Origin of the sequence: Campylobacter troglodytis (genome assembly GCF_006864425.1) — a bacterium.
GTDB lineage: Bacteria > Campylobacterota > Campylobacteria > Campylobacterales > Campylobacteraceae > Campylobacter_D > Campylobacter_D troglodytis.
Window position 1 is genome coordinate 1 of sequence record NZ_QHLI01000029.1, and the last position, 24,919, is coordinate 24,919.

Genomic DNA, 24,919 nt, shown 5'->3' on the forward strand with positions numbered 1-24,919 from the left:
TAATAAAGAATAATTAAGCAAATTTAAGGTGAAGTTATTTAAATAAACAGTAAGCCTTCCCTTGTTAAGTGTTTCATCAGCTGGGATGAAATGATAAAAGGGGGAATTTGCCTTGAAATTGCCTTCTTTATCTACTTCTGAAAAGAAGAGGGGTGAATTTAAAGCATTTTGTGTGAGAGTGGAGAAGCTAGGAACTTGCTTTGAGCCTTTGAGGATATATCCCATAAATACAATATATACATCATAAGTTTCTAAGTCTTCTTTTTTTTCTTCGGTAAAGGCGTTGATTGTAAATAAGATCTTTTCTATGTCAAGTATAAAATTATTTTTTTCTATGTCTAAAATAATTCTATTTTTATCTTTAAAAATTCTAAATCTATTGGCTTTGAATTGATTCTTCATTACTTTTTACCTTAGGATAAAATTTCAAGGTTTCTTTTTTTAAGGCTTCAATCAAGAAGCCATCATCATTTAGCCCATTTAAACAAAAGATTATCATCTTTGGTGTTTTATATCCCATCAATGAAGAGGCATTTTCTTTTGTAATTAATGGCTTAGCTTGTTCATTGACTGTGATAAAAAAACTTTCTTCGTGTATGGCAAAAAGCAAGGCAAGCTCTGATTTTTTGTTGATCTTTTTTATGGCCTCTTCTTCTAAGATTTTTATAAAAACAAAGTTATTTTGTAAATAAAGTATGGCTTCTATGATATTGCTACAATCTTCTTTTAGCTTGAATTTCTTTTCTTTTGTTTTTAAGCTAGCCTCAAATAGTCTTTGTTCTATTATGGCGTATAAGGGATTTTTAGCTTCATTTCTATATAAATCATTATTGATGTAGCCTTGTGCTGCCTTTCTAGCTTCAATATTATAAAGAATTTTATAAATAGACAAGGTGATAAGATTGCAATATTCAAGCACTTTTTGTTCTTTTGTGTATAAATCAGTAGCAAAAACAGAATGTGTTTTCATAAAATCTTTTTTGTGCTTTTTATATTCTACTTGTATATTTTCACTTTCTTTGTCAATGAGTGTTTTGTTTGTATGGTAAATATATTGATAAAAATATAAGATTTTTATTGTTTCTATAATCTTATGGGTTTTAAAGCCATTAAAATTTAGATTTAAGATAAAATAATTTCCATCTATATCTTTTCCTAAGTGTTGTATTGCATTATCGCTATGCGATTTTTTTGAATGGTGTTTTTTGCTTACTTGATCCTTGGTTTCTATGTGAAATACCTTGTCGCTTATGGCTAATTTATAGCCTTCTTTGTTGTTGTAATTATAACTTAGAGTTTGATAGGGCTTAAATAAATTATTTGGGATTTTTTCATAAGTAATGTTTGCATATTCTAATCCTGTGTTAGCATTGCTACTTTTGCTTGATATACAAATGCCAAAATATGTATTAGCATTGTTTTGATTATAAAGGATTTTTTGTAAAGTTAAATCAATTTTAGCATTTAAATCAAAGGCGTTAATTTTTAATTCTTTTGCCTTAGCTTGCACTTGTTTTCTATAAAATGACAATAAGCCTTCTTTCGTATCCTCTTTTATAGGCTTAGATACATAAATAATCAGATCATAAGCTGGCTTTAAATCCTTTGCACCCGGTGCATTAAAAGTATAAACTTCTTTTATGTTGCCTCTATCATTGGCAGTGCAAAGGCTTAGGGCTAATAATTGAGCCAAGGTCCCACCTAGTGAATGTCCTGTGAGGGTTAAAGACTGTTTTTCTTTCATTTGTGGATATGTATCAAGGCAAGCTTGATAAAAGTGAAGCATATCTTTGTATTGATTTGGCACATTTTGATCTAATAATTGCATATCGCTTATCCACAGGTCTCTATTTAAAATGCCCTTTGTGCCACGAATTGCAAATATAAATGTTTTTGTGAATTTATTTTGAAACAAAGTGGCAGAAAATCCTGTTTCTGTGTTAGGACAGTGTTTGAGTAAGATATATCGTTCAAGGAAATTTTTTGCTTGAATTTCTCCAAATTCACCGTTTGTTGTATCAAGGTTACATTTTTCATCAAGCGAATTTAATAACTTAGATTGCCAAGTATCATCTTGCTTTAAATTTATTAAAACCTCTTGTCCACTATATTTGCTACTTACTATGTGTTCTAAGTTAAGTATTAGTTCCTTATATCCTCTTGTATAATTTTTATCTTTTATCTTTTTTCTATCAGAATCTAGCTCATAGATTTTTCTAGAATTGCCCTTAGAATCTTTGAGTAAATCAAAATAAAAATAACTTGCATGGGCTAACTCTGCATAGTCTTTTAAGTTGTTGATTGTTTGTTGCATATTAAGCTCCCACAAAACTCATTCTAGTAATAATTGCAAATAGAATATATCCTAACGGATAACATAAAAGCAATACACAAAACATTATTAAATATTTCTTATTTCTTTTTATCATAAGACAAAATAGACTATAAATCAACAATGGCATAAGATCTAGTCCAAGCATTATAAAAAACTCTTCAATTCTATTTGGATTATGTGCAACCATAGGCGATATAATCCACAAAAACACCCAAAAAGCAATCCAGCAAGCATAAAGTATTATCAATAGTATCATTTTGCCTCTCTTAGCTTAAATATAAATTCTTTTGTGAATTTATTTTGAAACAGTGTCGCAGAGAAGCCTGATTTGGTGTTTAGGTTAATGAATAAGTAAGTCATATTTTTCAAAGAATCTTTTGGCTTGAGTTTTAGTAAAATCTCCTTTTAGTTTTTTAGGGTTTATAAATGCGATATGTTCTGTGGTTGCATAGCCATTATAATCCATATTCAATATGTCAGTTAATGTTATTGTCGGATTTTTTCTCTACCAACTTGTTTTGTAGCTTTTATTTCAAATGCTTTACCTACAAAATGAAAATATCCATAACTTGCCCAAACTAGTTCTGCGTAGTCTTTTAACTTTTCAATTTGTTCTTTATTTGTCATTATTGCTTTCCTTTATTCAATACTTCCTTGCCATTAAGCGAACGCTCACGCCATCCCAAGTTATACGAAACGTAATTTTTTGTATCCAAATAGTAAACAAATGTTTTATATTCTAGGACAATCTCTGCGCTACTGATTTTCTCCTATTGATTATTGAATTTTTTGTATAAAATATGGCAAATGCTTTTATGCGATAGTTTATAACAACCCAATCAAGTTCTATTCTATATTCAGTTATTTTTGTAATTTAAACATATTTTTGTTTAATAAATCATAGTTAATTGTACCTAAACTCAACCCATAATATGCAAAAATCTTATTATATTTTTTCTCATTATTTGGCAATTCATTCAGTTGGCACAATCTCTTAAATTCCCAATAACTAGGTTGTAATGTAAAAAGTATATAATATGGTATTATGCTAGATAAATAACCGTTAACTAGTAATATTACAATTATAAAACCTACGAAAAATTTAAACATAATTTATATTTTACATCTTTAACACTATGTAGCATTTTTCTCTAACTGGTTACCAACCAAATCACAATACCCATAACTAGCCTAAGATAGTTCTGCACAAGCTCTTATTTTTTAACATTCTCTTTATTATCTATTTTAACTCCTAATTTTATTCATAATTGCATACTTTAACACCATTTTTGTGTTTGCAATATATCTTATCACAATACAAAGTATATTCATTTCACCAAAATCCACTACCTTCATTATCTTCCAACTCATAATGCTTGGTGTTCCAAAAGATTGAAAAATACATTTTTATTAAATGTATTCTATCTGCTTTATCCTCAAAATACATTCCATAAATATACTCTATTTTGTCTTTTTTTTGCCATATACATATTGTAATCTAGGCTCATTAGGATTGTAGTATAGATATTTTTGCCTATTTGTTTTCCTTGCCAATCGTATCCCAATCTAAACTATTCAAATCCATATCAAAAAATGCCAATGCTTTATTGTAATATTCCTCATCTAATTTACCACCACTAGCTTCATAAATGTCAATATTTAACGCACAAGATTTCTTAAACTCCCAATAACTAGGCTGTAAATTATATGGCACAAACAGTCCCCAACCAAAAAGAAAGCCCATATGAGCATTAAAGAAAATATAATAATGCTCAATATTTTAAGATAGTTGAGAAATTTACATGCTTTTTTTCATTTAGGAAATCCTTAAAAAATAGACTCAAGATACTTTAATAGAATTTTCTCTTATCAATTTTAATAAATTTTGATATAGATTTTGTCCTAAATCTTTCGTCTTAATTTTGTTTCCTTTAAATGAAGGACAAAATTTTCTTTTGTAGCCTTTAAATTTGGCTAAACAAACTAGCAAGATCCTTATAAATTCACAATCGCATTGATATGATTTCGCGAGTGTAAAAACTCGTTTCTGCTGTATGTTACCATATAATGAGCTTTTACTACTTCTTGCAAAGGGATAAGTTTATAGTGTCAAGTAAAAACATAGGCATATCCCCCATGCCTAAGCTTACCATATACGCATCTTGCACCTTCTACTACAAAGTTGCTAATATAAATACAAAAGGCTTTGATTAATTGTAACTTAAAAATTAGATTCAAGACAACTTAAGCTCTAATAAAAAAGCCTTAAGTTATGATTTATAAGACTAAAAACAAGCATATTGATCGTTTCAAAATTGCAGAGGCTAAATTTGTAATAGATTCTTAAATATTTTTGCCTTGATATTAAAGCCATAAAAATTGCAAAATTAAGCAACAATTCTTGCCAAAGTATCAATAAAATAATCAAAAATATTAGAGTATTAATTGCAATAGAATGTGAAAATATTTCAAAAATTCAAGGCGAAATTGAAGCTGATGAAAGCTATTTTTTACAACGCTAGGCTCGTAACTGCGTAGTAGAAGAGGCAAAAATAGTAAGAGGAAAACATGAAAGAGTCAGACAAGAATACATCTGTGTTTTTACTTCGTGTTGCACACTCGTAACTCTGCGAGAATGTATGTTAAATACAACGGCCGCGTTTATACCCAAGTGGTAAAAATTGCTCTACTAGTTAGATTTTGCCTATTTTAGCCAATTCTAGCAACTTACAAGAATCTATAATTTATAGCGATTGTTTTGCTACATATGATGGACTGCTTAATGTTTTACTTAGCTAGGTCATCCCTTTGCAAGAACGAGTAAAGGCTCATTATAGGGCTAAATACTCTAAAAATAAATTTGCAAATGGCAAAATCACATTAACGGAATCAAAAATTGCTAGGGCTTTGCCAAGCATAGATTAAGCAAATTTAAAGGAATCAAAAAGGGCAATTTTATGCTTCATCTAAAAGAAATAGAATGTAAATATAATACGAAAATTCAAGATCAAGATTTGTATAAAATCTTATTGAATAATGATAAGTTCTAATCCGCTTGAGTTGTATTAAGCCAAGACAAAAAGGCTTTGATTAATTTTAACTTAAAAATTTTGTGACACTTTTTTGTTTTTTGCTCTGCTATTTTATTGGGAAACAAAAGGCCTGCCTAAGTTTATGATAGAAAGAAATTTTTGTTAATATAAATTCAAAGGCAAGATCAAATTTGCTTAAATTTTAGCCTTGATCTGTGTGAGAAAATACACAGTAAAACCGATCAGCTTTGTAGTTTCAATTAGCACAAAAACTTGTCTAAGTTTATGCAGATCTTAAGCTAAATTCAAAAACTCATCTTAAATTCACTATGTAGCCACTGGCATCTTTTTCTATATTATAATTATACTTGCCGTCTAAATAAACAACCAAGCGGTAATAGCCCTTATGTGAGCCAAGTGCGAGACGGTTAAAAGGAGAACCCATTTTTAGCCTTAAATTCTTGCTTATAAAATTTGCACTATTTTTAAAATCAAGCACTATCTTGCTAGGATTTCCAACAACAAAATTCCCTATCATTTCATCCTGGGTTAAAAGCTTGATCTTGGTTTTATAGCTAGCAAAGCTTATGAAATCTTCTAATTTGCCATTATCACTTGGAATTTCTACATCAAGGGTGGTGCTTTCTTCTGTAAGTAGGCTAAACTGCTCAGGCGTTGTAATGGGTGCATCAAGCATAGGTGTAGCTTGAGGGGATTTTGCTCTAACAAAGGCGTAGGTATCGTGCCAATCTATGCTCTCGTTTATATCTAAGTCTATGCTTTTTTCGCTACCATCAAGGGTTATGTAGGTGATATTTATTTTTTTGAGTATTCTAGCATCTGAGTTAAAGATCACTTCTTTTCTTTCAAACTGATCCTCATACAATTCCTTGCTAAGCTCTTGTGGGGGTGCAAAGGGATTATCATTTGCTGCAAACAAAAAAGACAAAGACAATAAAAAAATCCTAAGGCCTTTCATCGGGGTGCAATCCTTTGAGTTCAAAATAATCCTTTTGAGCCTTTGCGTTTTGACTTTTAAGCCATTCTATGCGTGAGCTTAACTCCTTTTTTGTAGCCTCCAAGGAAAGCAAGGTTTCCAAAGATGATCGTCCAAAGAGCATATTTCCAAAATAATAAGCACTTAAAACAGTAAAAACGCCATAAGCTATCATCTTTGTTATATCGACATAAAAATATTTCTTTTTAGTTCTTTCGTCATAATCCTTTAATAAATCATTCAGAGCCTATCTCCTAAAAACTCATCATTTTCAAGCTCTATTTCAAGCAATCTGTTGTATTTTGCGGTTCGCTCACCTCTTGCCAAGGCACCTGTTTTAATCTGTCCTGTGTTGAGTGCAACCGCAAAGTCCGCTATAAAGGCATCCTCGCTCTCACCTGAGCGGTGGCTCATAATGCACTTGTAATTATGCCTTGTAGCAAGGCGAACTGTCCTCATAGTCTGCGTTATAGTGCCTATTTGATTGGGCTTGATTAAAATCGCGTTTGCCATTTTTTTGACAATGCCCTCACGCAAAATGTCCTCATTTGTAACGAATAAATCATCGCCCACAAGCTGAATTTTCTTGCCAAGCCTTTCAGTTAGCCTTATCCAGCCCTCATAATCATTCTCAGCCAAGCCATCCTCAATGCTAACTATGGGATATTTCTTGCAAAGTTCCTCATAAAAGGCTATCAAATCCTCGCTTGAAAGGGATTTGCCCTCAAATTCATACTTGCCCTTCTTGTAAAATTCACTACTTGCCACATCCAAAGCGATTTTAATGCCCTTTTCATAGCCCGCTTTTTTAATGCACCTCATTAAAAGCTCGATGGCTTCGGTATTGCTTTTTAAATTTGGAGCAAAGCCTCCCTCATCTCCAAGGGCTGTGGAGTGTCCTGCGTTTGCAAGTTCTTTTTTAAGTAAGGCATAAACCTCGCAAACCGCACGCAAAGCCTCTTTAAAGCTTGTAAAGCCAAAGGGCATTATCATAAATTCTTGAAAATCGACATTGTTGTTTGCGTGAGCACCTCCGTTGATGACATTACACATAGGCACGGGCAGCACACTTGCATTCGCACCACCCAAATAGCGATACAAGGGGATTTTAAGTGCATTTGCCGCTGCACGACACACCGCCATAGACACTCCCAAGGTAGCGTTTGCGCCTAAATTTGAGTAGTTTTTACTGCCATCAAGTTCGAGCAAAACGCTATCAAGCTGGGTTTGATTAAAGGCGTCAAGCCCTATGACATTTTCAGCGATTATCTCATTTACATTGCTAATCGCCTTTAAAACGCCCTTGCCACCAAATCTTTCGTCTTTGTCTCGCAATTCCAAAGCCTCTTTTGAACCTGTGCTTGCTCCGCTTGGCACTATGGCTTTGCCCACAGAGCCATCGCTTAAAGTAATCTCGGCCTTAACTGTGGGATTTCCACGACTATCAAGCACCTCGTAAGCCCTAAGATCTTCTATTATAAGCATTTTTAATCCTCGTCTTCATCTTCTTCGTTATTTGCAGCAATCACGCCCTCAATGCCTATGGAGCCTTGTATGGCTTTGACTATCTCATCGCAAATCTTTGGATTTTCTTTCAAAAATACCTTTGAATTCTCGCGTCCTTGTCCGATTTTCTTGTCTTTGTAAGAAAACCAAGCCCCGCTTTTGTCGATTATATCAAGCTTTACGCCATAGTCGATGACCTCGCCTTCCCTACTAATGCCCTCGCCAAACATCACATCAAATTCAGCCTGCTTAAAGGGCGGTGCTACCTTGTTTTTGGCTACCTTGACCTTCACGCGGTTGCCTATGGGCTCTTCATTTTGCTTTAAGGTAGCGATGCGACGCACATCAAGGCGCACGGATGAATAAAATTTCAAGGCATTTCCGCCCGTTGTGGTTTCAGGTGTGCCATAACCCATAGCACCGATTTTCATACGAATTTGGTTGATAAAAATCACCGTGCAGTTCATCTTATGCACTATGCCTGTTAGTTTCCTTAAAGCTTGGCTCATAAGGCGGGCTTGTAAGCCAACGTGCTGATCCCCCATATCGCCCTCTATCTCAGCCTTTGGCGTAAGTGCGGCTACGCTATCAACGACTACTAAATCAATCGCCCCACTTCTTGCTATTGTTTCTACGATTTCAAGGGCTTGTTCGCCAAAATCAGGCTGAGAAATGTAGAGATTTTCAGTATCCACGCCCAAATTTCCTGCGTATTTCACATCTAGGGCGTGCTCGGCATCTATAAAGGCACACACACCCCCTGTTTCTTGACACTGGGCTATTATATGAAGGGTTAGAGTGGTCTTTCCTGAGGATTCAGGTCCATAAATCTCTATAATGCGCCCCTTTGGCACACCGCCAACCCCAAGTGCTAGATCAAGTCCAACCGAACCCGTGCTAATGGCATCTATATGCTCTATCTCCTTGTCGCCAAGCCGCAAAATCGTGCCTTTGCCAAAGGTTTTATCAAGGGATTTAAGTGCTGCGTCAAGGGATTTTTTCTTATTTTCGTCCATAACTGTCCTTAGTGAGTTTTGTGTTTTTGAAATTTTTGAAGTAATGTGAATTTTACAAGAATTTAGTTTATGAATGATTATTTTTTAATCTAAAATTCAAAATGTTTTGGTTGTGATGATTTATCTTGTAAGCAAAAGGATAGCCAAATGGGTAAAGTGGTTTGTTTGGCTGCAAAAGAACGATATTCCCTACAAATTCATAGCCGGTTTCAATCATTAAATCAATGATATTTCCTGTTACATTCGTTTCTATTTTATTAACCGTAAAATCACTAATAATTATAGATAGATATTTTTTCTCTTTTAGCACCCTTTTACACTCGGCGAACAGTGTTTGCAAGGCATTTAAAAAATCTTTATAGCTTTGGCAGTTTTCTAAATTTTCTTTTGCGTTTATCTCATAATCTACTACCCCACTTCTTGCACCGTTTCTAAAGCCCTTGTGAGATTTATCAGCCCTTAAGCCTTGGGTTTTATTTTTAAGTATGTTAAAGTATGGTGGAGAAGTAACGATATAATCAACACTTTGAGTTTTTAAGTGCTTGATCAAATCAAGATTATTGCCCATTTCATAAATAAAATTTTTACCTTCTTTGGCGTAAATTTGCTCAAGACGGCTTAATGCTAATTTGCGAAATTCATCGCTTAAATCATAGCCAATGCCAAAACGCCCTTGCAAAAAACTAGCAATCAAGGTCGTGCCACTGCCACAAAATGGATCTAGCACCGTCATATCTTTTTTGGTAAATAAGCTAATTAGTTTTTCAATGTCTTTTACCAAAAAAGGTGCTGGGTGTTTTAAAGCATCTTTATCGAGTTTGCATTTTTCACTAAACCAAAAACTAGAAGTAAGTTTTAGCCATTCTTTGCCTGTTAAATCATTTAGAGTGTTTCTTTTGTCATATCTGCCCTTTTCTTGCTCTTTTTGAATGTCTGCAAACAAGGCTTTCATACCATATCCTTTGCAAAATTTTGAATTTGTGGATTTTTAGCATTACTTAACTTATCAATGTCGCTGTATAAAAGGTATTTCCAGCTATTTTGTCTAAATGCTTCCTTGCTTAAAGGTTCTTGTTTTGACAAAAGCTCTTTTTCTCTTTCGTTTGGAATGACAATGAATTTTGGTAAATCTTTATCTAAAACACTTGCCCTGTGAAGTGCCAAAATAATGCTCGTAGAATTTTCAATCTCAAAGACATAGCATATTTGTCTATCTTTAATAAACAAAATATCTATCATTGATATGCGTTTTCTCTCAAATTCATCTTTTATAAAATCAAGTTTTTTGATACTAGCAAAATCAACAAGCCTTTTATTTTCTATGGGTTCTTGTTGTTCTCTTTTACCTATAAAAATATCAAAACCAAGTTTTTTGCCTATTTTTGCAAGATAACTTATATATAAAGTATGTGTAGTAGCTTCTTTTGATGAGTTGGTGTTTGGATTATAAACCCAAGCATTACTAGACTTTGTGGCGTATTTATTGAGTGATTTTAAAATGCTACTCTCATCAGGTGTTAAGCCATTAGGAAAACTCTTATAAACATTTGCCAAAACATCATCAAGGCTAAGTAAGGCAGCATTTCTTAACATAAACAAAACAAGTTTATCAACCCTTTGACTTAAGGGTATATCAGCGAAATTTATGTGCTTTTTAGGCTCTTTTAGCCACCACAAATTCCCAGCCTTTGAGCCACTATTTTCGCTTATGGTAAAGATTTTATCAATTTGTGAATTTAAAGCGTTTTTAATGTCCCCATCACAATCATCACTAAAAATAAGTCCTTGTGAAGTGATTTTAGCCAAAATAGCATCAAATAAAATTTCATAAGGTGTCGGCTCGTTTCTTTCAGCAATGGCTTTAATGGCAATATCTATTATAGTTTGCTCTAAATTCAAGCTTAGTGTATTCTTATCTTGCTTGTTTTGCAAATTTTTAACGCATCTTATATAAAAATCCGTCCCAGAAGTGCCATAAGGATTTGCTACGACACTCTCTCCACTTCTGCGATTTTTTTGATGAATAACCTTTTCTATAATAAAATTTGCATTTCTTAAAGAACGCATAAAGCTATTCCAAATGGCTATGTCTTTGTTATGAAAGGTAATAACCATTTTGCCATTATCTTTTAACACTCTATGTAACTGTTTTAAAGCACTAGTAAATCTTGTTTCATATGTCTTAATATCGCAATTTTTATTTATGGTAATTTCGCTATTAAAATCTATATTTGAGTAAGTTTTATCAAATTTTTTAAGCCATAAAAGCCAAAGATATGATAAATCCAAATACTGCACCAGTCCACCATAGGGCGGATCAGTGATAATAAAATCTACACTTTTTTCACCCACATAATCATCAAGTTTTAAGATATTTACCACCCCATATTTTAAATCAAAAGCAGTGCTATCTTTTTGCTTATTTGCGTTGCTTACCATTTTTATTTTGATATTTTTGTTAATATATGTGTTTGAAGCTATAAGAGAGCTTTTTACACTTTGCTTTTTAAAACAATTTCGCTCAAAAAGTAAGAGTGGATTTTGCTCCATTTGTCTGCTAGAACACACATAGGCACTTCGCCCCCAGCTCGTGCTGAAATTTCTATTTGCACTGTCCCTTCTTGGTATATTCATTTTGCAACACAAATGCGTAATCATAATAAAGCCAAACAAAAGTTGTTTTTTGACAAGCTCATTTTGAGTTTTTAAAATTTCAGCAAAAATCAAAGAAAGAATGGTTAAATTTCGTTTTGTCCAAATATATTTAAAGTTATTTCCTCCAACATTTTTTATAAAATTTGCATTAAAAGAATGACTATCTAAAAAAGGCTCATCAATAAAATTTAAACCCAAAGCCCTTAAATCTACATTATCAGCAAAGCTCAAGGCTTCAAGATCTATATTTCTAGCCTTTTTGATTATGGTTTTGTCGCTTTTACAGATTTCATAAATGGCCTTATTTTCATATTTGAAGTTATGAAACTCCCCATCATAATGCCATAATTTTTGGTAAATTTCGCTTTCAAAAACTGCTTTAATAACCCTTGTCGCTTCCTTTTTAAACACTACAAAATCAAACTCGCTAGTGTAAATTTCAAGCAAAAATGCACTTAAAGGGTTTATGTCAAAGTCTATGGTTTTTCTCTTTGTTCTTAAACTCTCAATCGCACTCATTGTGCTACCGCAAAATGCGTCCAAAAATACACCATTTTGAGGCGTGTAGGTTTTTATATATTCACTCCAAATATTATGTGGCTTTTTGCCCCAATACTTCATAGCTGTGTATATGGGTGGTCTTGTTTCTTCGACAAGTGCGTAGTTTATCTCTTGCATTTTTCTTCCTAAAATTTTATCTATTTATAGCAAAAATACATTAATTAAAAATTTGTGAATTTTTTGCTTTATTGCCACAGTGGGAAAAAACTACATAGTCGCAATTTAAAAAGAGTTCTTGCTGGTTTGCTTTGATTAAATTTAAAAGCTAAAAATCAGATATTTATGTTTCATTTAGAAAGAAAATTCAAATATAGCATAAAATTCAAAACTAAGGCTTGATTGTAATTCATAAAATACAACAATCAATTTGTTAAAAGTGTCTTGTTATTAAAAGTAGTTTGAAAATAAACCTTGCATAGCTTGCAAGCTTGATATTTATTTTACAAATAAGCTTTAAGCTAAATAAAGATCAAATGTTTGCAAAATAGCAGCAAAAGAGTTTTTTCTAGCAAATTAAGTTTTATCAAAAAAATTGCCTTTGACAAAAAAGCCCTACTTTGTTTTGCATAGAAAAATTTGATAGGCTTTGAATTTTACAAGACATACTAAAGCAAATTTAATTGCTTGTGCGGTAGCGGAACTGTCCCTTTTGAAAGACCATAGAAAAGCCTCCAAGCCCAAAAAGCCATCTATTTTCAATGGTATTTTTCATAAAGGCAGCAAGCTCGCCCACTATCTCCTTACCATAGACTATACCGACAGCATCTGTGTGTCCTATGGAACACACTGTGCCTCTATGCTTGAATTTAAAACTCTTTGTGAATTTCTTACCCTTTAAATTCTCGCTTAAAAGCAAGGCTACAAAGTCTCCCATTTGAGCTGAAAGCTGGGCTGTTGGAGCGTGTATGGCATCCTTTGTGGTAGGATGAGCACTGTCTCCTACCACAAAGATATTATCATAATCCAAACACCTCATTTGATGATCTACTTCTATCCTGCCTTTTTTGTTTGGAATGCTTGATTTTTCTATGCTATCATTGCCCTTAACCCCAGCGCACCAAAGCACGGTATTTGCTTCTATCTTTTGTTTTTCTCCGTTTTTTTCAACCAAAACCCCATCTTTAAGCACCTCTATGATGGTGCTACCATTTACAAGATTTACACCCTTTTTTTCAAGCTTCTTTGTGGCTTTTTGGCTTAAATTATCGCTAAAAATAGGCAAGATATTCTTGCTTCTTCCTATGCAGTAAATCTTAGGTAAGCTTCTATCTATGCCGCAAATCAAACAAAGCTCATCAAGCTCACTTGCTAACTCAGCAGCAAATTCAACCCCAGTAAAGCCCGTCCCACACACAGCAAAGCTAAGATCTAGCAAATTCTTTGTATGGACGAAGTCTTTGAATTTTACCTCTATGTTTTTTCTAAGCGCTAAGGCTCCATTTAGAGTAGAAAACTTGTAGGCAAATTCCCTAACCCCAGGTATATCAAAGCTATCAGGTCTAAAGCCAAGTGCTATTACTAAGATGTCATAATCATATCTGCCCCCATTTCCAACCACATAGTTTTCCTCAGGTTTTAGGGTGAGGATCTTATCCTTGATGAAACTTACCTTTTGAGGATCAAGGATCTTTCTATAATAAATTCTTGCCTTTCTAGCTGATAGGGTGCCAACTGCGACCTTGTGTAAAAGAGTGGTTTGGTAGTGGTAATCGTGCTTACTAATGAGGGTGATTTGTGCCTTGTTTGAGGAGTTAAAATTCAAAAGCTCACTTAGTCCAACAGCTACCCTAAGCCCCCCATATCCACCTCCTATGATGAGAATTCTAGGATTGGGGGGTAAGGGTAGCTTCCTTTCGACTTTGTTATTCAGTTGATCGCTTGACATCAAAAACTCCTTATTGCCAAAGTGTTAAAAAAATATTTCAAAATTATAGCACAGTTTTTGTGTTTATTTTAAATTTTTTCCTTGCTTTTAACTAAGTGTTTAAGGGGTGTAAGATTTTAAGCATCTTTAAAAGAACTCATTTTTAAAAGCTCGTATTTAATTTTTCTTAAATTAAGCTTGTAATTCAAGTCCCTTGAATTTAAATTCACAAAAGCTTTAAATCAAACAAGCTTTTACATATGATTTTAGTAACTTACAAGGCAAAAAGGCTATTTTTTATCCATCACCGTTACAAGGGCTTAGATAACTGTCTTTAAGCCTTGAATTTAAACTTAATTAAGCTTAATTGATCCTGAATTTAAATCGCTTGCAAGTTTTTAAAAAAGAGACCACAAAGAATATGGCGATTGATACTTTTAGCTGATATAATAACAGCTAAAAGCTTGGTAAAATCGATCTTAGTATATATTTTTGTCCTACATTTGAAAGCGAAAATTTAATTAATTTTAGAGTGCTTTTGTGCTGACATTTTTGTGAGCAAAATCGCCTTCTTTGCAAGGTTTCTCGCCCTTGCGTGAATGCAATTGTGCAGTAAGCTTTTAACCTTTAAAGAGTGCGAAAAAATCAGCAAAACGAAGTTTCTTTAGAAAATGAGCGGTGAAATCGAAGTTGATGAGAGCTACTTCGGTGGTGTGCGTGTAAAGCGTGGGCGCGGGGCTGGTAAAAAGACATCTGTGTTTTTACTTCGTGCTACGCACTCGTCCCTCTACGAGAAGGAATGCTAAAACGCAATCGCACGAGTTTATACGCTCAAGCACTTGCTCTGCAAAAGAATTGTTGCCTAGGACTTTTCGGAGCTTAAAGAAAGTGAAATTTACAGCGATGGATTAAAATCCTACGGTGCCTTGGTGGATTTTTTGCTTCGTTTCGTCTTGCAACTTTGCAAGAAGGAGCAAAGTTACAGGGTCAAACACGTTAAATTCGAGTTTGCAAATGGACGAAATCACATTAACGGCATAGAGAATTTCTGAGGACCTTACAAAGGCTAGATTAACTCAGTTTCACGGCAAGGGAATTTTTCACGCATTTGAAAGAGAGTGAATTTCGATCTAATGTCAAGGTTAAAAACGAAAATTTGTATAAAATTGTGTTGAAATGGCTTAGGAAAAATCCTAGCTCATTTTAGCTAAAAGTATCAATCGCCAAGAATAAGAATATTGTTTAAAGAAGTGTAGTGTGAAAATATTAAGGCTTGAATTTAAGTAGTACAAATCACACTAAGTTTTAAAAATAAGTACTCAAATTCAAGCTTTGAATTTATCTAAGTTAAAATACTTTTATAAAATGCTTAAAAAGCAAGGTGGCTTTAATAAAGCCACAAAATTAATTGCTCGTGCGGTAGCGAAACTGTCCCTTTTTAAAGACCATAGGAAGTCCTCCTATGCCAAAGACCCATTTGTTTTCAATGGTATTTTTCACCAAAGCAGCAAGTTCTCCTGAGATGTCCTTATCATAAACAGACCCAACAGCATCTGTGTGTCCTAGGGAGCAAACTGTGCCTCTTTTGTTGAATTTAAAGCCCTGAGAAAAGCTATTTCCTTTCAATTCCTCGCTTAAAAGCAAGGCTACAAAGTCTCCCATTTGAGCTGCAAGCTGGGCTGTTGGAGGATGCATGGCTTCTTTTGTGGTAGGAAAGGCACTGTCTCCAACTACAAAGATATTATCAAATTGATTTGCTCTTAGTTGATAATCCACCTCTATCCTGCCTCCCTTATTCGCAAGGCTTGATTTTTCTACCACCTCGCTGCCCTTAACCCCAGCGCACCAAAGCACGGTATTTGCTTCTATCTTTTTTCTTTCTCCGTCTTTTTCTATGATGACACCGTCTTTTTGCACCTCTTTCATCACGCTTTCAAGAAGCAAAGTAACTCCCCTACTTTCTAGCTTTTGAGTGGCTTTTTGGCTTAGATTGTCGCTAAGCATTGGCAAAATTCTTTTAACCATATCTATGCAGTAAAGCTTAGGCACAGAGCGATCAATTCCTGAAATAGCACAAAGCTCATCAAGCTCATTTGCCATCTCAGCAGCAAATTCAATCCCAGCAAGCCCAGCCCCACAAACAGCTATGTTTAAATCAAGCTCATTCTTAGTAAGCACGAAATTTTTAAATCTATCCTCAATAGCCCTTCTAAGCTCTAAGGCTGTATTCAAAGAAGCAAGCCTGAAAGCATACTCATCAACTCCTGGGACATTGAAAGAATTTGGCCTAAAACCAAGGGCTATGATTAAAAGATCATAATCATAGCTTCCTCCGTTGCCTACAACTTGATTTTGCTCTGGCTTTAGCTCTATGATCTTATCCCTTGTGAATTTTACTTTTTGAGGATCAAGAATCTTTCTATAATAAATTCTAGCCTTTCTCTCAGAAAGCGTTCCAGCAGCTACCTTGTGTAAAAGCGTGGTTTGGTAGTGGTAATCGTGCTTACTAATTAAAGTGATCTCAGGCTTATTAGAGCTAAAATCAACAAGTTTTGATAGGCTAATAGCAACCCTTAGACCTGCATAGCCACCGCCTATTATGAGAATTTTAGGATTTTGTGGCAAAGACAACTTTCTTTGTGTCTGTGTAGCATCGCTTGACATTGAAAACTCCTTAAAATAAAAGTGTTAAAAACTGTCCTAATTATAACAAAAATTAAGCCTTGTTTTCTTTTTTTAGCTTATAAAATGTCAAAAATGAAGTCGTTTTACTCAGCTTTTATCAATTTTATAGCTACTTGATAAGAATTTCAGATTTTTTAAGTTAATTTTAGTTTTTTTGTGAATTTATGCCTTGTCGCACTGAATTTTTCTTGGTAATTAAAAAATTACCTTAGTAAAAATCAATTTATTTTCCTAAGATTTTTACTATTCCTTAATATAGGGGGAAGAGCAATTTGTATGTCTTTCAACTGTATCTTTTTACAAAAAAGCCTTTCAAAAAACCTTGATTTTTAAATTCAAGCTTTTAAGTGCAATTAAATTTCAAATTTAAAAGCTTTGAATTTAAAAAAAGCAGTGAAAAAAATCAAAGCCTTCAAAAGAGTTTAAACAAAAATGAAAAAATTCCAAGGCTTTGAATTTAAAAAGAATTCAAATAAGAACTTAAAAATTCAAGAAACTTGAACTTAAAAGAGTTTAAAAAGAAATGAAAAAATACCTTGAATTTAAAAAAAGATTTTAAACAAAAGTGAAAAAAATCAAAGCCTTAAAAAGAGTTTAAACAAAAATGAAAAAATTCAAAGTCTTTGAATTTATCTGCGTGAATTTTTTAAAACAAAGCCTTAGTGCTTTATAAGACTGTTTGCCTAAAATTAAGATAAAATGATTAGAATTTTTTATCTTAATGTTTTGGAAAAATCTATGCAAGAATTGATCTTCACCCAAGAAAAAAACTCTTACCGTTATAACCTAGATAGCTTCTTGCTCTTTGACTTTGTTCGTGGTGCTAAACTCAAAGGTAGGGTGCTTGATGTGGGCTGTGGGTGTGGTATCATAGGCATTTTATTAAAGGCTAGTTATGCTAATATAGCTTTAAGCTTGCTTGATTTTATGAAGAAAAACTGCGAGCTTGCTAGTTTAAATCTAAGTCAAAATAAGATTGAAGCCGAAATTCTTTGCGAGGATTTTTCTAGCTTTAAAAGCGAGACTAAGTTTGACGCTATAATTTCAAATCCCCCATTTTACAGAGAAGAAGCCCTAAAAGCTAAAAATGAGCTTAAACAAAGGGCAAGATCATCAAGCTTTTTAAGCTTGCAAGATTTTATAAAAACAAGCTCATCTTTGCTTAAACCTCAAGGAAGGCTTTATTTTTGCTATGAAGCAGGAGCCTTGCAAGAACTTTGTGCTTTTTTGCTTGAAAAGAAATTCAAGCTTATTAAACTTGTTTTGGTGCATAAAGATGCTAGTAAAAAGGCAAGGCTTGCCTTAATTGAAGCTAAAAAATCCTCTCGTAGCCCTTGTGAAATTCTAAGCCCCATTTTTGTGTATGAAAAAGAAGGGCTTAGCAAGAAAATGCAAGATATTTATAAATCTATCAAGGTAAGAAGCGTTGATTTGTAAGGAGGGCTTTGATTTTAGCTTTAATGAAGAAGCTTGCAAGGACTGTGGGGGAAAGTGTTGCATTGGCGAGCCTGGTAATGTTTTTGTGAATGAATGGGATATTGAAAAATTAAGCTCTCATTTTAGGTTAGAAAGGGCTGAGTTTATTAAAAAATATTTAAGAAAGGTTGGGGCTCGTTATAGCTTTAAGGAGGTTCATTTTGAGGATGGCTTTGCTTGCGTGTTTTTTGATCAGCACAAAAAACAGTGTCAAATTTATGATCTTCGTCCAAAACAGTGCCGCTTGTTTCCCTTTTGGGATTATTATAAAAAACATAAAGAGGAGTTGAAAAAAGAATGTATAGGGGTTTGCTTTTAATAGCCTTAGTGCTTAGTGCTTGTGTAGTGCCACAAAACAATGTCCTTGCTTATGCTCCTTCTTATAAGCAAGGTGAGTATCAAGAATTTGATTCAATGATAATGAGGGCATATAGCTACGAAAAAATCGGTGCTTTTAAGGAGGCAAGGGAGATCTTTTTGCAGCTTTTTTTAAGGCACAAAGAGCCTTCCTTGCTTGAAAATGCCTTTACTCTTAGCCTTATGAATAATCTTGACAGACAAAATGAGCTTAAAGAACTTGCAAAGCCTTTTTTAAGCCAAAGTGCGCCCCTTGTTAGACTAAGTGCCATTTATCATTTGCAAGAAGGGGAGTTAAAACTAGCAAGAGAGTTGCTTGAAGGGCTTATTAAATGGGATCAGGATTTTAGAAATTATGAGATTTTAGCAGACTTATATGTGCAGCAAAAAGAATTTAATCTAGCCTTTAAGCATTATAAAACAAGCAAAACTCTTTTGCCAGAAAATAACTACCCTAACGAGATCATTTCTTTAAAGATAGCAGAACTTGCCCTTTTGTTAAATAAGCAAAAAGAAGCCAAAAACGAGCTAGAAAGCTTTGTAAATGAGCTTAACTGCACTCCTAGAATTTGCATTTTGCTTGGTAAAATTTACAGTGAAAATAACGAGCATAAAAAGCTACAAGGACTTTATATAAAGCTTTATGAAAGCACAAATGATAAGAATTTCATAAGAGCCTTGCTTCAAACTCTAAGCGATGAAAAAAAATATCAAGAAGCCTTAGAAATAGCCCTTTCTTATGATATGGACGATGAGTTTATATTATTTTTGTATCAAAATTTAGAAAGGCTTAAAGAGGCATATGAATACGCCCTAAAACTTTACAAGCAAACAGGGGAGAAAAGATACCTCTTAACGGCTGCTGTTATGGAATTTGAAGAGGCTAGTAAGCAAAAAAAGATCGATGATCTTACTTTAAAATCCGTTGCTGCTAAATTTGAGGAGGGCATAGATGAGAAAAGCGAGGCCTTGTTTTTGAATTATTATGGTTATTTGCTAATTGATTACAACTTAGACATAAAAAAGGGTATGTCCTTGGTTCAAAGGGCATTGAAAGAGGAGCCAAATAATTTATTTTATCTTGATTCCTTGTCTTGGGGCTATTATAAGCAAGGAGACTGTGAGAGGGCTTGGGATCTTATGCTTTCAACTATGCACGATAAGGACTTTGCCAATATGCAAGAATCAAAGGATCATATTAATGCCATTAAGCAGTGTTTAAGCGAGGATAAAAGATGATCTTAGATGAAATTTTTGCCAAAAGCAAAAAGGATCTTCTTGTAAAAAAAGAAAAAACCCCCCTTAAAGAGCTTGAAAAACTTTGCTTTGACAAAAAGCCAAAGGATCTTGTAAGCATACTTAAAAAAAATAAAGACAAATTTAACATTATAGCCGAGATAAAAAAGGCAAGTCCTAGCAAGGGCCTTATTAGACAAGATTTTAAGCCCCTTGAAATAGCTAAAAACTACGCACAAAACAAGGCTTGTGTGCTTTCTGTTTTAACTGAGAGGAATTATTTTCAAGGAGAGCTTGAATTTTTAGAGCTAATTAGCAAGGAGCTAAGCCTTCCCTTGCTTAGAAAGGATTTTATATTTGATCCTTATCAAATACTTGAGTCCTTGGTCTTTAAAGCCGATCTAATCTTACTCATAGCAAGATTTTTTGAAGAAAAAGAGCTTAAAAATTTAGCCGATCTTGCAAGAAGCTTAAAGCTGGAGGTTTTATTTGAAATTCACAGCACTAAGGATCTGCAAAAGGCACTTTATGCAAATGCTAAATTCATAGGCATTAATCACAGGGATCTAAATGATTTTTCTATGAATATGAGGCTTTGTTATGAGCTTGTGCCACAAATTCCAAAAGAAAGCATCATCATAGCAGAAAGCGGGCTTGATACAAAAAAGCTTTTACTAGACTTAGACGAGTTAGGCATAGATGCCTTTTTAATAGGAGAGCATTTTATGAGACAAAAAGATGAGGGCAAGGCTTTGAAAGCCTTTGTGGAAAGGATATAGATGGATTATCTTTACGCACCTTGGAGACAAAAATACTTTGAAAATAAAGAAAACACTTGCCCCTTTTGTTTAGATGACACAGTTAATGATGAGGAAAGGGGGGTGATTTTTAGAGCTAGAACTTGTTTTGGGGTTATGAATTTATATCCTTATTCGCCCGGACATTTTATGATCATTCCTTATAAACACGAAGAAGAAATTCAAAACTTAGAGCTTCAAATCTGGCAAGAAATGAGCCTTTTTGTTCGCTTTGGGGTAGAAATACTTAAAAAAAGGCTAAAAGCAAGGGGTGTAAATATAGGTATGAATTTAGGAGCAGAAGCAGGAGCTGGCATAGCTAAGCACTGCCATTACCACCTAGTGCCTCGTTGGAGCGGGGATACAAATTTCATAACCACCATAGGACAAATTAGAGTATGCGGAAGGGATCTACAAGAAATATATAAGATCCTAAAAGAGGAATTTGCTAGCAAGCTATGAATTTTAACCTTATTTTTTATGAATTTAGCCTCTTTGATGTGAAAATTTATCTAGCTTTTTTGGCATTTTCAAAGTTTTTTGAATTTTTTTGTTAAAAGATGTTTTAAAAAAGGGTTTTGCAATGTGCTTTAATGCAAAGCCTTTATGGCAAAAAAGAACAAAAATTCAAAGCCTTGCTTGAATTTTATAATGGCTCTTTTTCAAAAACTGCCGATTTGTCATTTTTAGCCTAAGGGCGAAAAAGCCGTTAAATTCAAGGTGTCTCTTCATAAATTCGTTCATTCTTGGCTTTGCTTTAAATGAGAATAATTTTGTCATTTTGAGCCTAGCTACCAAGCAGAACTTTTAGACGAAACCCAAGTAAAAAATATCTTCAGCTATGAGATACTTAGCACACGCTCAGTACGACAATGTTTTCCAAAGAAACTGAGCTTTTAGATACTTCGCCAGACTCAGTATGACAAGAATTTTGTCATTTTGAGCAAAGTGCAAAGCATAAAGCGAAAAATCTCTTTTGGGTTTTAAGATACTTCGCTTTCTGCGAAAGCTCAGTATGACAAGACATAAGTTGAGATACTTAGCACACGCTCAGTATGACAAATATGGCATTTTATCTAAAATCAATAGTTTTTAAAATAAAGGCTTTATAATTTTATGCGAGCTTTTCTCGCGAAGGTTTATTTTAAAATTACAAGAATCTTTTAAAAAATAAAGGCTTTATTATAGAAGTTTAAAAGTTTTAAATTTAAAAACGATATGGCTTTTCTATATCTACTATAAATGAAAATGTAAAAGCTTTTTATGCAAAAACTCTCAAAAACAAAGTCAAATTTTCAAGCAAACTTTCTTAAATTTAGCAAGTATTTTAAGATAAATTTTTAAAAGCTTAAAGCCCACAAAATATCCTCTTTACAAGCCATCCATAAAAATTCAAGCTCTAAAATCAAGCTAATACAAAATTACAGTTAAAATTCAGCTAAAAATATAGGCTTAAAATAAGATCAAACTAAAAATTCAGCCAAAATTCAAAAAGCACAAATTAAGTCTTTAACTTTAATCTTAAATATCATAATTTTATAAATTTTTAAGATAAAAAACAATACAATACTTGCCTTAATTTAAAAAAGCTTTAAAGCAAAATGTTGATCTTTGCGTGTTTTAGTGGGGGCTGTGTCGCAATAAGCAAAGCATCCACTAAGGGCAAGAAAGCCTTGATTTTGTCATACTAAGCTTTGCTAAGTAGCTCAAAATCCTTGTCATATTAAGCATTGCGAAATATCTCAAGAAAAAGAGTTTTTTTCTTGCGACAAGCTTGGGGTGACAAAATTAGCGTAAAGTCTTGTCCTAAGCATTAATGCTCGGCGGATTGCAAGACTAGTTTTCGCAAAGGTAGCTCAAAACTAAAAAGAGATTTTTCGCTTTGTGCTTTGCACTCCGCTCAAAATGACAAAATCCTTTTCGTGCTGAGCCTTGCGAAGTATCTCAAATTTAAAAAAGAGTTTCTTTGCCTTTGGCAATAAGCTCAGGGCGATAAAAGCAAAAATTGTCGTGCTGAGCCTTTCGAAGTAGCTCAAAGTTCAGCTTCTTTAGAAAACGAAGTTTCTTTGGTAAAGCTTAGTTTCTACGGAAAACAAAGCTTCGTTTGCAAAGCCTAGCTTTTTTATAAAAAACTATGCCTTGCAAGCTACTTTTATAGAAAGTTAAACAAGCAAGGAACTTGTTTTAAAAGCTGAATTTAAATTAAGAACCTTTCAAAAAAAAAAAAAACAAGGAGTTCTTATGCAAGGGCATAAATTTTCATTAGCAGCTGTATTTTTTATAGTTGCGGGGGGGGGGGGGGTTAGCCTTTGGCGATGAAACCTACACCCTTGAATCCACAGTTATCTCAGCCTCAGGCTATGAGCAAGAGATCAAATACGCCCCAGCTAGCATTTCCATCATACCCAAGGAGGAAATTCTAAACAAGCCCATTAGGGATCTAGGAGACATAGTTCAAGAGGTTCCAGGTCTTAGCACAGAGGTAGCAAAAACAGGGGCTCAAAATATTTCCATCCGTGGAATGAGCTCTGATTACACCCTCATTTTAATAGACGGAAAAAGGGCAAATCTATCAAAAGGCTTTGACGGGAATGGCTTTGACTCAACGACAGGCTTTATGCCTCCTTTATCTATGATAGAAAGGGTTGAGGTTATTCGTGGTCCAGCTTCTACAATTTATGGCTCTGATGCCATGGGTGGGGTTATAAACATCATCACCAAAAAAAGCACAGATAAGATCAGCGCAAGTGTAGGCTTTAACACTCGCTTACAAGAAGATACAAGGCAGTGGGGTAATTCCTCAGGTGTAGATGGAAATATCTTCTTGCCTTTGGGCGAAAGTTTTAGCCTAAATTTACGAGGTAAGTATCAATACGGAAGCAGAAATGCCTTTTGGAAAAAAGATGTTCCAGGCTACACAGGCACAACTACTAATCCTTACACCTCTCACTCCCCCACAGGCTACATAAACTCAGGCTTTGGAGGAAGGCTAAATTGGACCATGGATGAGCAAAATAGCTTTTATTTTGACGGAGAATTTGGCTTTCAAAGGCTTGGTTCTTTAAATACCTCAGGACGTCAAATAACAGCAATAAGGGATTATTTCAAAACAAATTTCATCTTAAATCACGATGGAAAATACGACTTTGGCCACCTAAATAGCTTCGTTCAATATGCCACCACTCAAAGGCTATCTCACACAGATGTAGAAATAGGAGCAGACAGTGGCAAAAGAAACTGGGAAGCACTTCGTTATAATCCAATCTTAACCTATCAAAGCACCCTTAATACTAGCTTTGACTTTGGGGATGCTGGGGCCTTGATCTTAAATTTAGGACCTTATTTTATGACAGAGAGGATGATATTTAGAGACAGTGCCTTTGATAACCGCTCTTGGCAAGTAGCCATCTTTGGAGAGGGTGAGTATATCATAGGAGATATAGCCTCAGTTACAGCTGGAATTCGCGCCAATCAGCTTAAAATCTTTGGCACCTATCTCACACCAAGAGGCTACATAAATATCTTTCCTACCGAGTGGCTTAGCTTTAAATTTGGAGTTGCTGGTGGGCTTAAAGCACCCGAGCTTTCTTATTATTATGATGGGCTTTATTTTGAAAGCACAACTGTTAAAAGCTATGGAAACAAGGACTTAAAGCCTGAAACCAACCTAAACTACGAGGCTAGCACTATGATAACAAGCCCTCTTGTGAATTTAACCCTAACAGGTTATTACACAAATTTCAAGGATGCCATCACTTCAAGAAGTTATCAGCCAAATACTGCTATGCCAAATGGCATAACTTGCGAGGGGCAAGGAATTACTTGCGGGATACCTGAAAATGTCGATAAGGCCGTGCTTTATGGGGCTGAGGTTCTTTTTGGCACAGGGAGGGACTTTAAGGAAATGACAGGAGGCTTTGGGATTGATACTAGCTTTGCTTACACAAAGACAAAGAGAAAGAGTGGGGAGTTTAACGGAAAGCCCCTAAACAACATAGCAAAATTCAATGCCTCTGCCAAACTTAGCTTTGAGAAAGGAAGCTGGGGAAGCTATTTGCGCTACATTGGCAAGTTAAGAACGCCAACCTTTGGAGTTCATAGTGCAAATGTAGGACCTGGCAAGCATTATAAGGATGTTCATACTGTGGATCTAGGACTTAGCTACAAAACAAAAGAAAATCTCAGCCTAAGCTTTGTGGTAAATAATCTTTTAAATTTCAATACTATTGATTACTTCACCTATCAAAGTGGCAACTCACAGTCTTACTCAAACAGCTATCAAAGAATGATACCTGGCAGAAACTACTGGCTGAATTTAAGGGCTGACTTTTAAACTAGCCCTTCTTTGAAAAGCACATTTAAAAGCCCTTAAAGATTTAATGAAAGATCTTTAAGGGCTGAA

General features: G+C 34.3%; 18 protein-coding genes and 4 pseudogenes. 9 read left to right on the forward strand and 13 right to left on the reverse strand.

All coding sequences use genetic code 11. From position 1 onward, the window contains the following. From DMC01_RS07130 to DMC01_RS07145, 4 genes and pseudogenes are all read right to left on the reverse strand, one after another. Positions 1 to 402 (reverse strand): annotated as a pseudogene (locus tag DMC01_RS07130) (hypothetical protein); the annotation flags it as partial. Continuing rightward, positions 377 to 2,314 (reverse strand): lipase family protein, encoded by a 1,938-nt coding sequence (locus DMC01_RS07135; protein ID WP_142693566.1) that lies wholly within the window; start codon positions 2,312 to 2,314, stop codon positions 377 to 379. The gene DMC01_RS07135 and the pseudogene DMC01_RS07130, both read right to left, overlap by 26 nt. A gap of 507 nt (positions 2,315 to 2,821) precedes the next feature. Beyond that, positions 2,822 to 2,962: a hypothetical protein gene (locus DMC01_RS13455; RefSeq protein ID WP_185908808.1), complete on the reverse strand. Its 141-nt coding sequence runs from the start codon at positions 2,960 to 2,962 to the stop codon at positions 2,822 to 2,824. A 907-nt stretch (positions 2,963 to 3,869) separates the two neighbouring features. Further along, entirely contained in the window at positions 3,870 to 4,049 is a 180-nt protein-coding gene (locus tag DMC01_RS07145; protein ID WP_142693568.1) for a hypothetical protein, read from the reverse strand. 558 nt (positions 4,050 to 4,607) lie between these two features. On the opposite strand from DMC01_RS07145, the pseudogene DMC01_RS16600 reads away from it, so the two are divergent. Beyond that, a pseudogene (locus DMC01_RS16600) lies at positions 4,608 to 5,404 on the forward strand (IS1595 family transposase). Positions 5,405 to 5,680: 276 nt separating this feature from the next. Here DMC01_RS16600 and DMC01_RS07150 read toward each other — a convergent pair. The 7 genes from DMC01_RS07150 to DMC01_RS07180 all read right to left on the reverse strand — a co-directional run bounded on the left by DMC01_RS07150 (position 5,681) and on the right by DMC01_RS07180 (position 13,987). Continuing rightward, the gene (locus DMC01_RS07150; protein WP_142693569.1) at positions 5,681 to 6,346 is read right to left on the reverse strand and encodes an AMIN domain-containing protein; all 666 of its coding nucleotides are present in this window, start codon (positions 6,344 to 6,346) and stop codon (positions 5,681 to 5,683) included. After that, on the reverse strand, positions 6,333 to 6,539 hold the full coding sequence (locus DMC01_RS07155) for a hypothetical protein (protein WP_142693570.1): 207 nt from the start codon (positions 6,537 to 6,539) through the stop codon (positions 6,333 to 6,335). Before DMC01_RS07155 ends, DMC01_RS07150 begins: the two co-directional genes overlap by 14 nt. 65 nt (positions 6,540 to 6,604) lie before the next feature. After that, the gene (gene eno / locus DMC01_RS07160; protein ID WP_142693571.1) at positions 6,605 to 7,849 is read right to left on the reverse strand and encodes a phosphopyruvate hydratase; all 1,245 of its coding nucleotides are present in this window, start codon (positions 7,847 to 7,849) and stop codon (positions 6,605 to 6,607) included. 2 nt (positions 7,850 to 7,851) lie between these two features. Continuing rightward, positions 7,852 to 8,886 (reverse strand): recombinase RecA, encoded by a 1,035-nt coding sequence (recA, locus tag DMC01_RS07165; RefSeq protein WP_142693572.1) that lies wholly within the window; start codon positions 8,884 to 8,886, stop codon positions 7,852 to 7,854. 67 nt (positions 8,887 to 8,953) lie between these two features. Further along, positions 8,954 to 9,838 carry a DNA methyltransferase gene (locus DMC01_RS07170; RefSeq protein ID WP_142693573.1) on the reverse strand — a complete coding sequence of 295 codons (885 nt, stop codon included), beginning with the start codon at positions 9,836 to 9,838 and terminating at the stop codon, positions 8,954 to 8,956. Beyond that, on the reverse strand, positions 9,835 to 12,219 hold the full coding sequence (locus DMC01_RS07175; protein WP_142693574.1) for a DNA methyltransferase: 2,385 nt from the start codon (positions 12,217 to 12,219) through the stop codon (positions 9,835 to 9,837). The genes DMC01_RS07170 and DMC01_RS07175 overlap by 4 nt, the downstream gene beginning before the upstream one ends. Positions 12,220 to 12,718: 499 nt before the next feature. After that, entirely contained in the window at positions 12,719 to 13,987 is a 1,269-nt protein-coding gene (locus tag DMC01_RS07180) for an NAD(P)/FAD-dependent oxidoreductase (RefSeq protein ID WP_142693575.1), read from the reverse strand. Positions 13,988 to 14,643: 656 nt separating this feature from the next. On the opposite strand from DMC01_RS07180, the pseudogene DMC01_RS15925 reads away from it, so the two are divergent. Continuing rightward, positions 14,644 to 14,757, forward strand: a pseudogene (locus DMC01_RS15925) (IS1595 family transposase); the annotation flags it as partial. 90 nt (positions 14,758 to 14,847) lie between these two features. Then, positions 14,848 to 15,173, forward strand: a pseudogene (locus tag DMC01_RS16605) (hypothetical protein); the annotation flags it as partial. A 197-nt stretch (positions 15,174 to 15,370) separates the two neighbouring features. Here DMC01_RS16605 and DMC01_RS07190 read toward each other — a convergent pair. Beyond that, complete coding sequence (locus tag DMC01_RS07190) at positions 15,371 to 16,630, reverse strand: NAD(P)/FAD-dependent oxidoreductase (protein ID WP_185908809.1); 1,260 nt, start codon at positions 16,628 to 16,630, stop codon at positions 15,371 to 15,373. Between the two features lie 759 nt (positions 16,631 to 17,389). Here DMC01_RS07190 and DMC01_RS07195 point away from each other — a divergent pair. The 5 genes from DMC01_RS07195 to DMC01_RS07215 are packed head-to-tail and all read left to right on the forward strand — an operon-like array spanning position 17,390 to position 20,979. Next, positions 17,390 to 18,088, forward strand: coding sequence for a tRNA1(Val) (adenine(37)-N6)-methyltransferase (locus tag DMC01_RS07195; protein ID WP_142693577.1), 699 nt, complete (start codon positions 17,390 to 17,392; stop codon positions 18,086 to 18,088). After that, positions 18,078 to 18,446, forward strand: coding sequence for a YkgJ family cysteine cluster protein (locus DMC01_RS07200; protein WP_142693578.1), 369 nt, complete (start codon positions 18,078 to 18,080; stop codon positions 18,444 to 18,446). Before DMC01_RS07195 ends, DMC01_RS07200 begins: the two co-directional genes overlap by 11 nt. After that, entirely contained in the window at positions 18,425 to 19,723 is a 1,299-nt protein-coding gene (locus tag DMC01_RS07205) for a tetratricopeptide repeat protein (RefSeq protein ID WP_142693579.1), read from the forward strand. Before DMC01_RS07200 ends, DMC01_RS07205 begins: the two co-directional genes overlap by 22 nt. Next, a complete protein-coding gene (gene trpC / locus DMC01_RS07210; protein ID WP_142693580.1) occupies positions 19,720 to 20,499 on the forward strand; it encodes an indole-3-glycerol phosphate synthase TrpC in 780 nt (259 codons plus the stop codon). The genes DMC01_RS07205 and trpC overlap by 4 nt, the downstream gene beginning before the upstream one ends. Further along, positions 20,500 to 20,979 carry an HIT family protein gene (locus tag DMC01_RS07215; RefSeq protein ID WP_142693581.1) on the forward strand — a complete coding sequence of 160 codons (480 nt, stop codon included), beginning with the start codon at positions 20,500 to 20,502 and terminating at the stop codon, positions 20,977 to 20,979. A 165-nt stretch (positions 20,980 to 21,144) separates the two neighbouring features. On the opposite strand, the gene DMC01_RS13460 is transcribed toward DMC01_RS07215, so the two are convergent. Further along, the gene (locus DMC01_RS13460) at positions 21,145 to 21,297 is read right to left on the reverse strand and encodes a hypothetical protein (RefSeq protein ID WP_185908810.1); all 153 of its coding nucleotides are present in this window, start codon (positions 21,295 to 21,297) and stop codon (positions 21,145 to 21,147) included. Between the two features lie 1,504 nt (positions 21,298 to 22,801). Here DMC01_RS13460 and DMC01_RS07220 point away from each other — a divergent pair. Further along, positions 22,802 to 24,850: a TonB-dependent receptor domain-containing protein gene (locus DMC01_RS07220; protein ID WP_142693582.1), complete on the forward strand. Its 2,049-nt coding sequence runs from the start codon at positions 22,802 to 22,804 to the stop codon at positions 24,848 to 24,850. Positions 24,851 to 24,919: the final 69 nt, after the last annotated feature.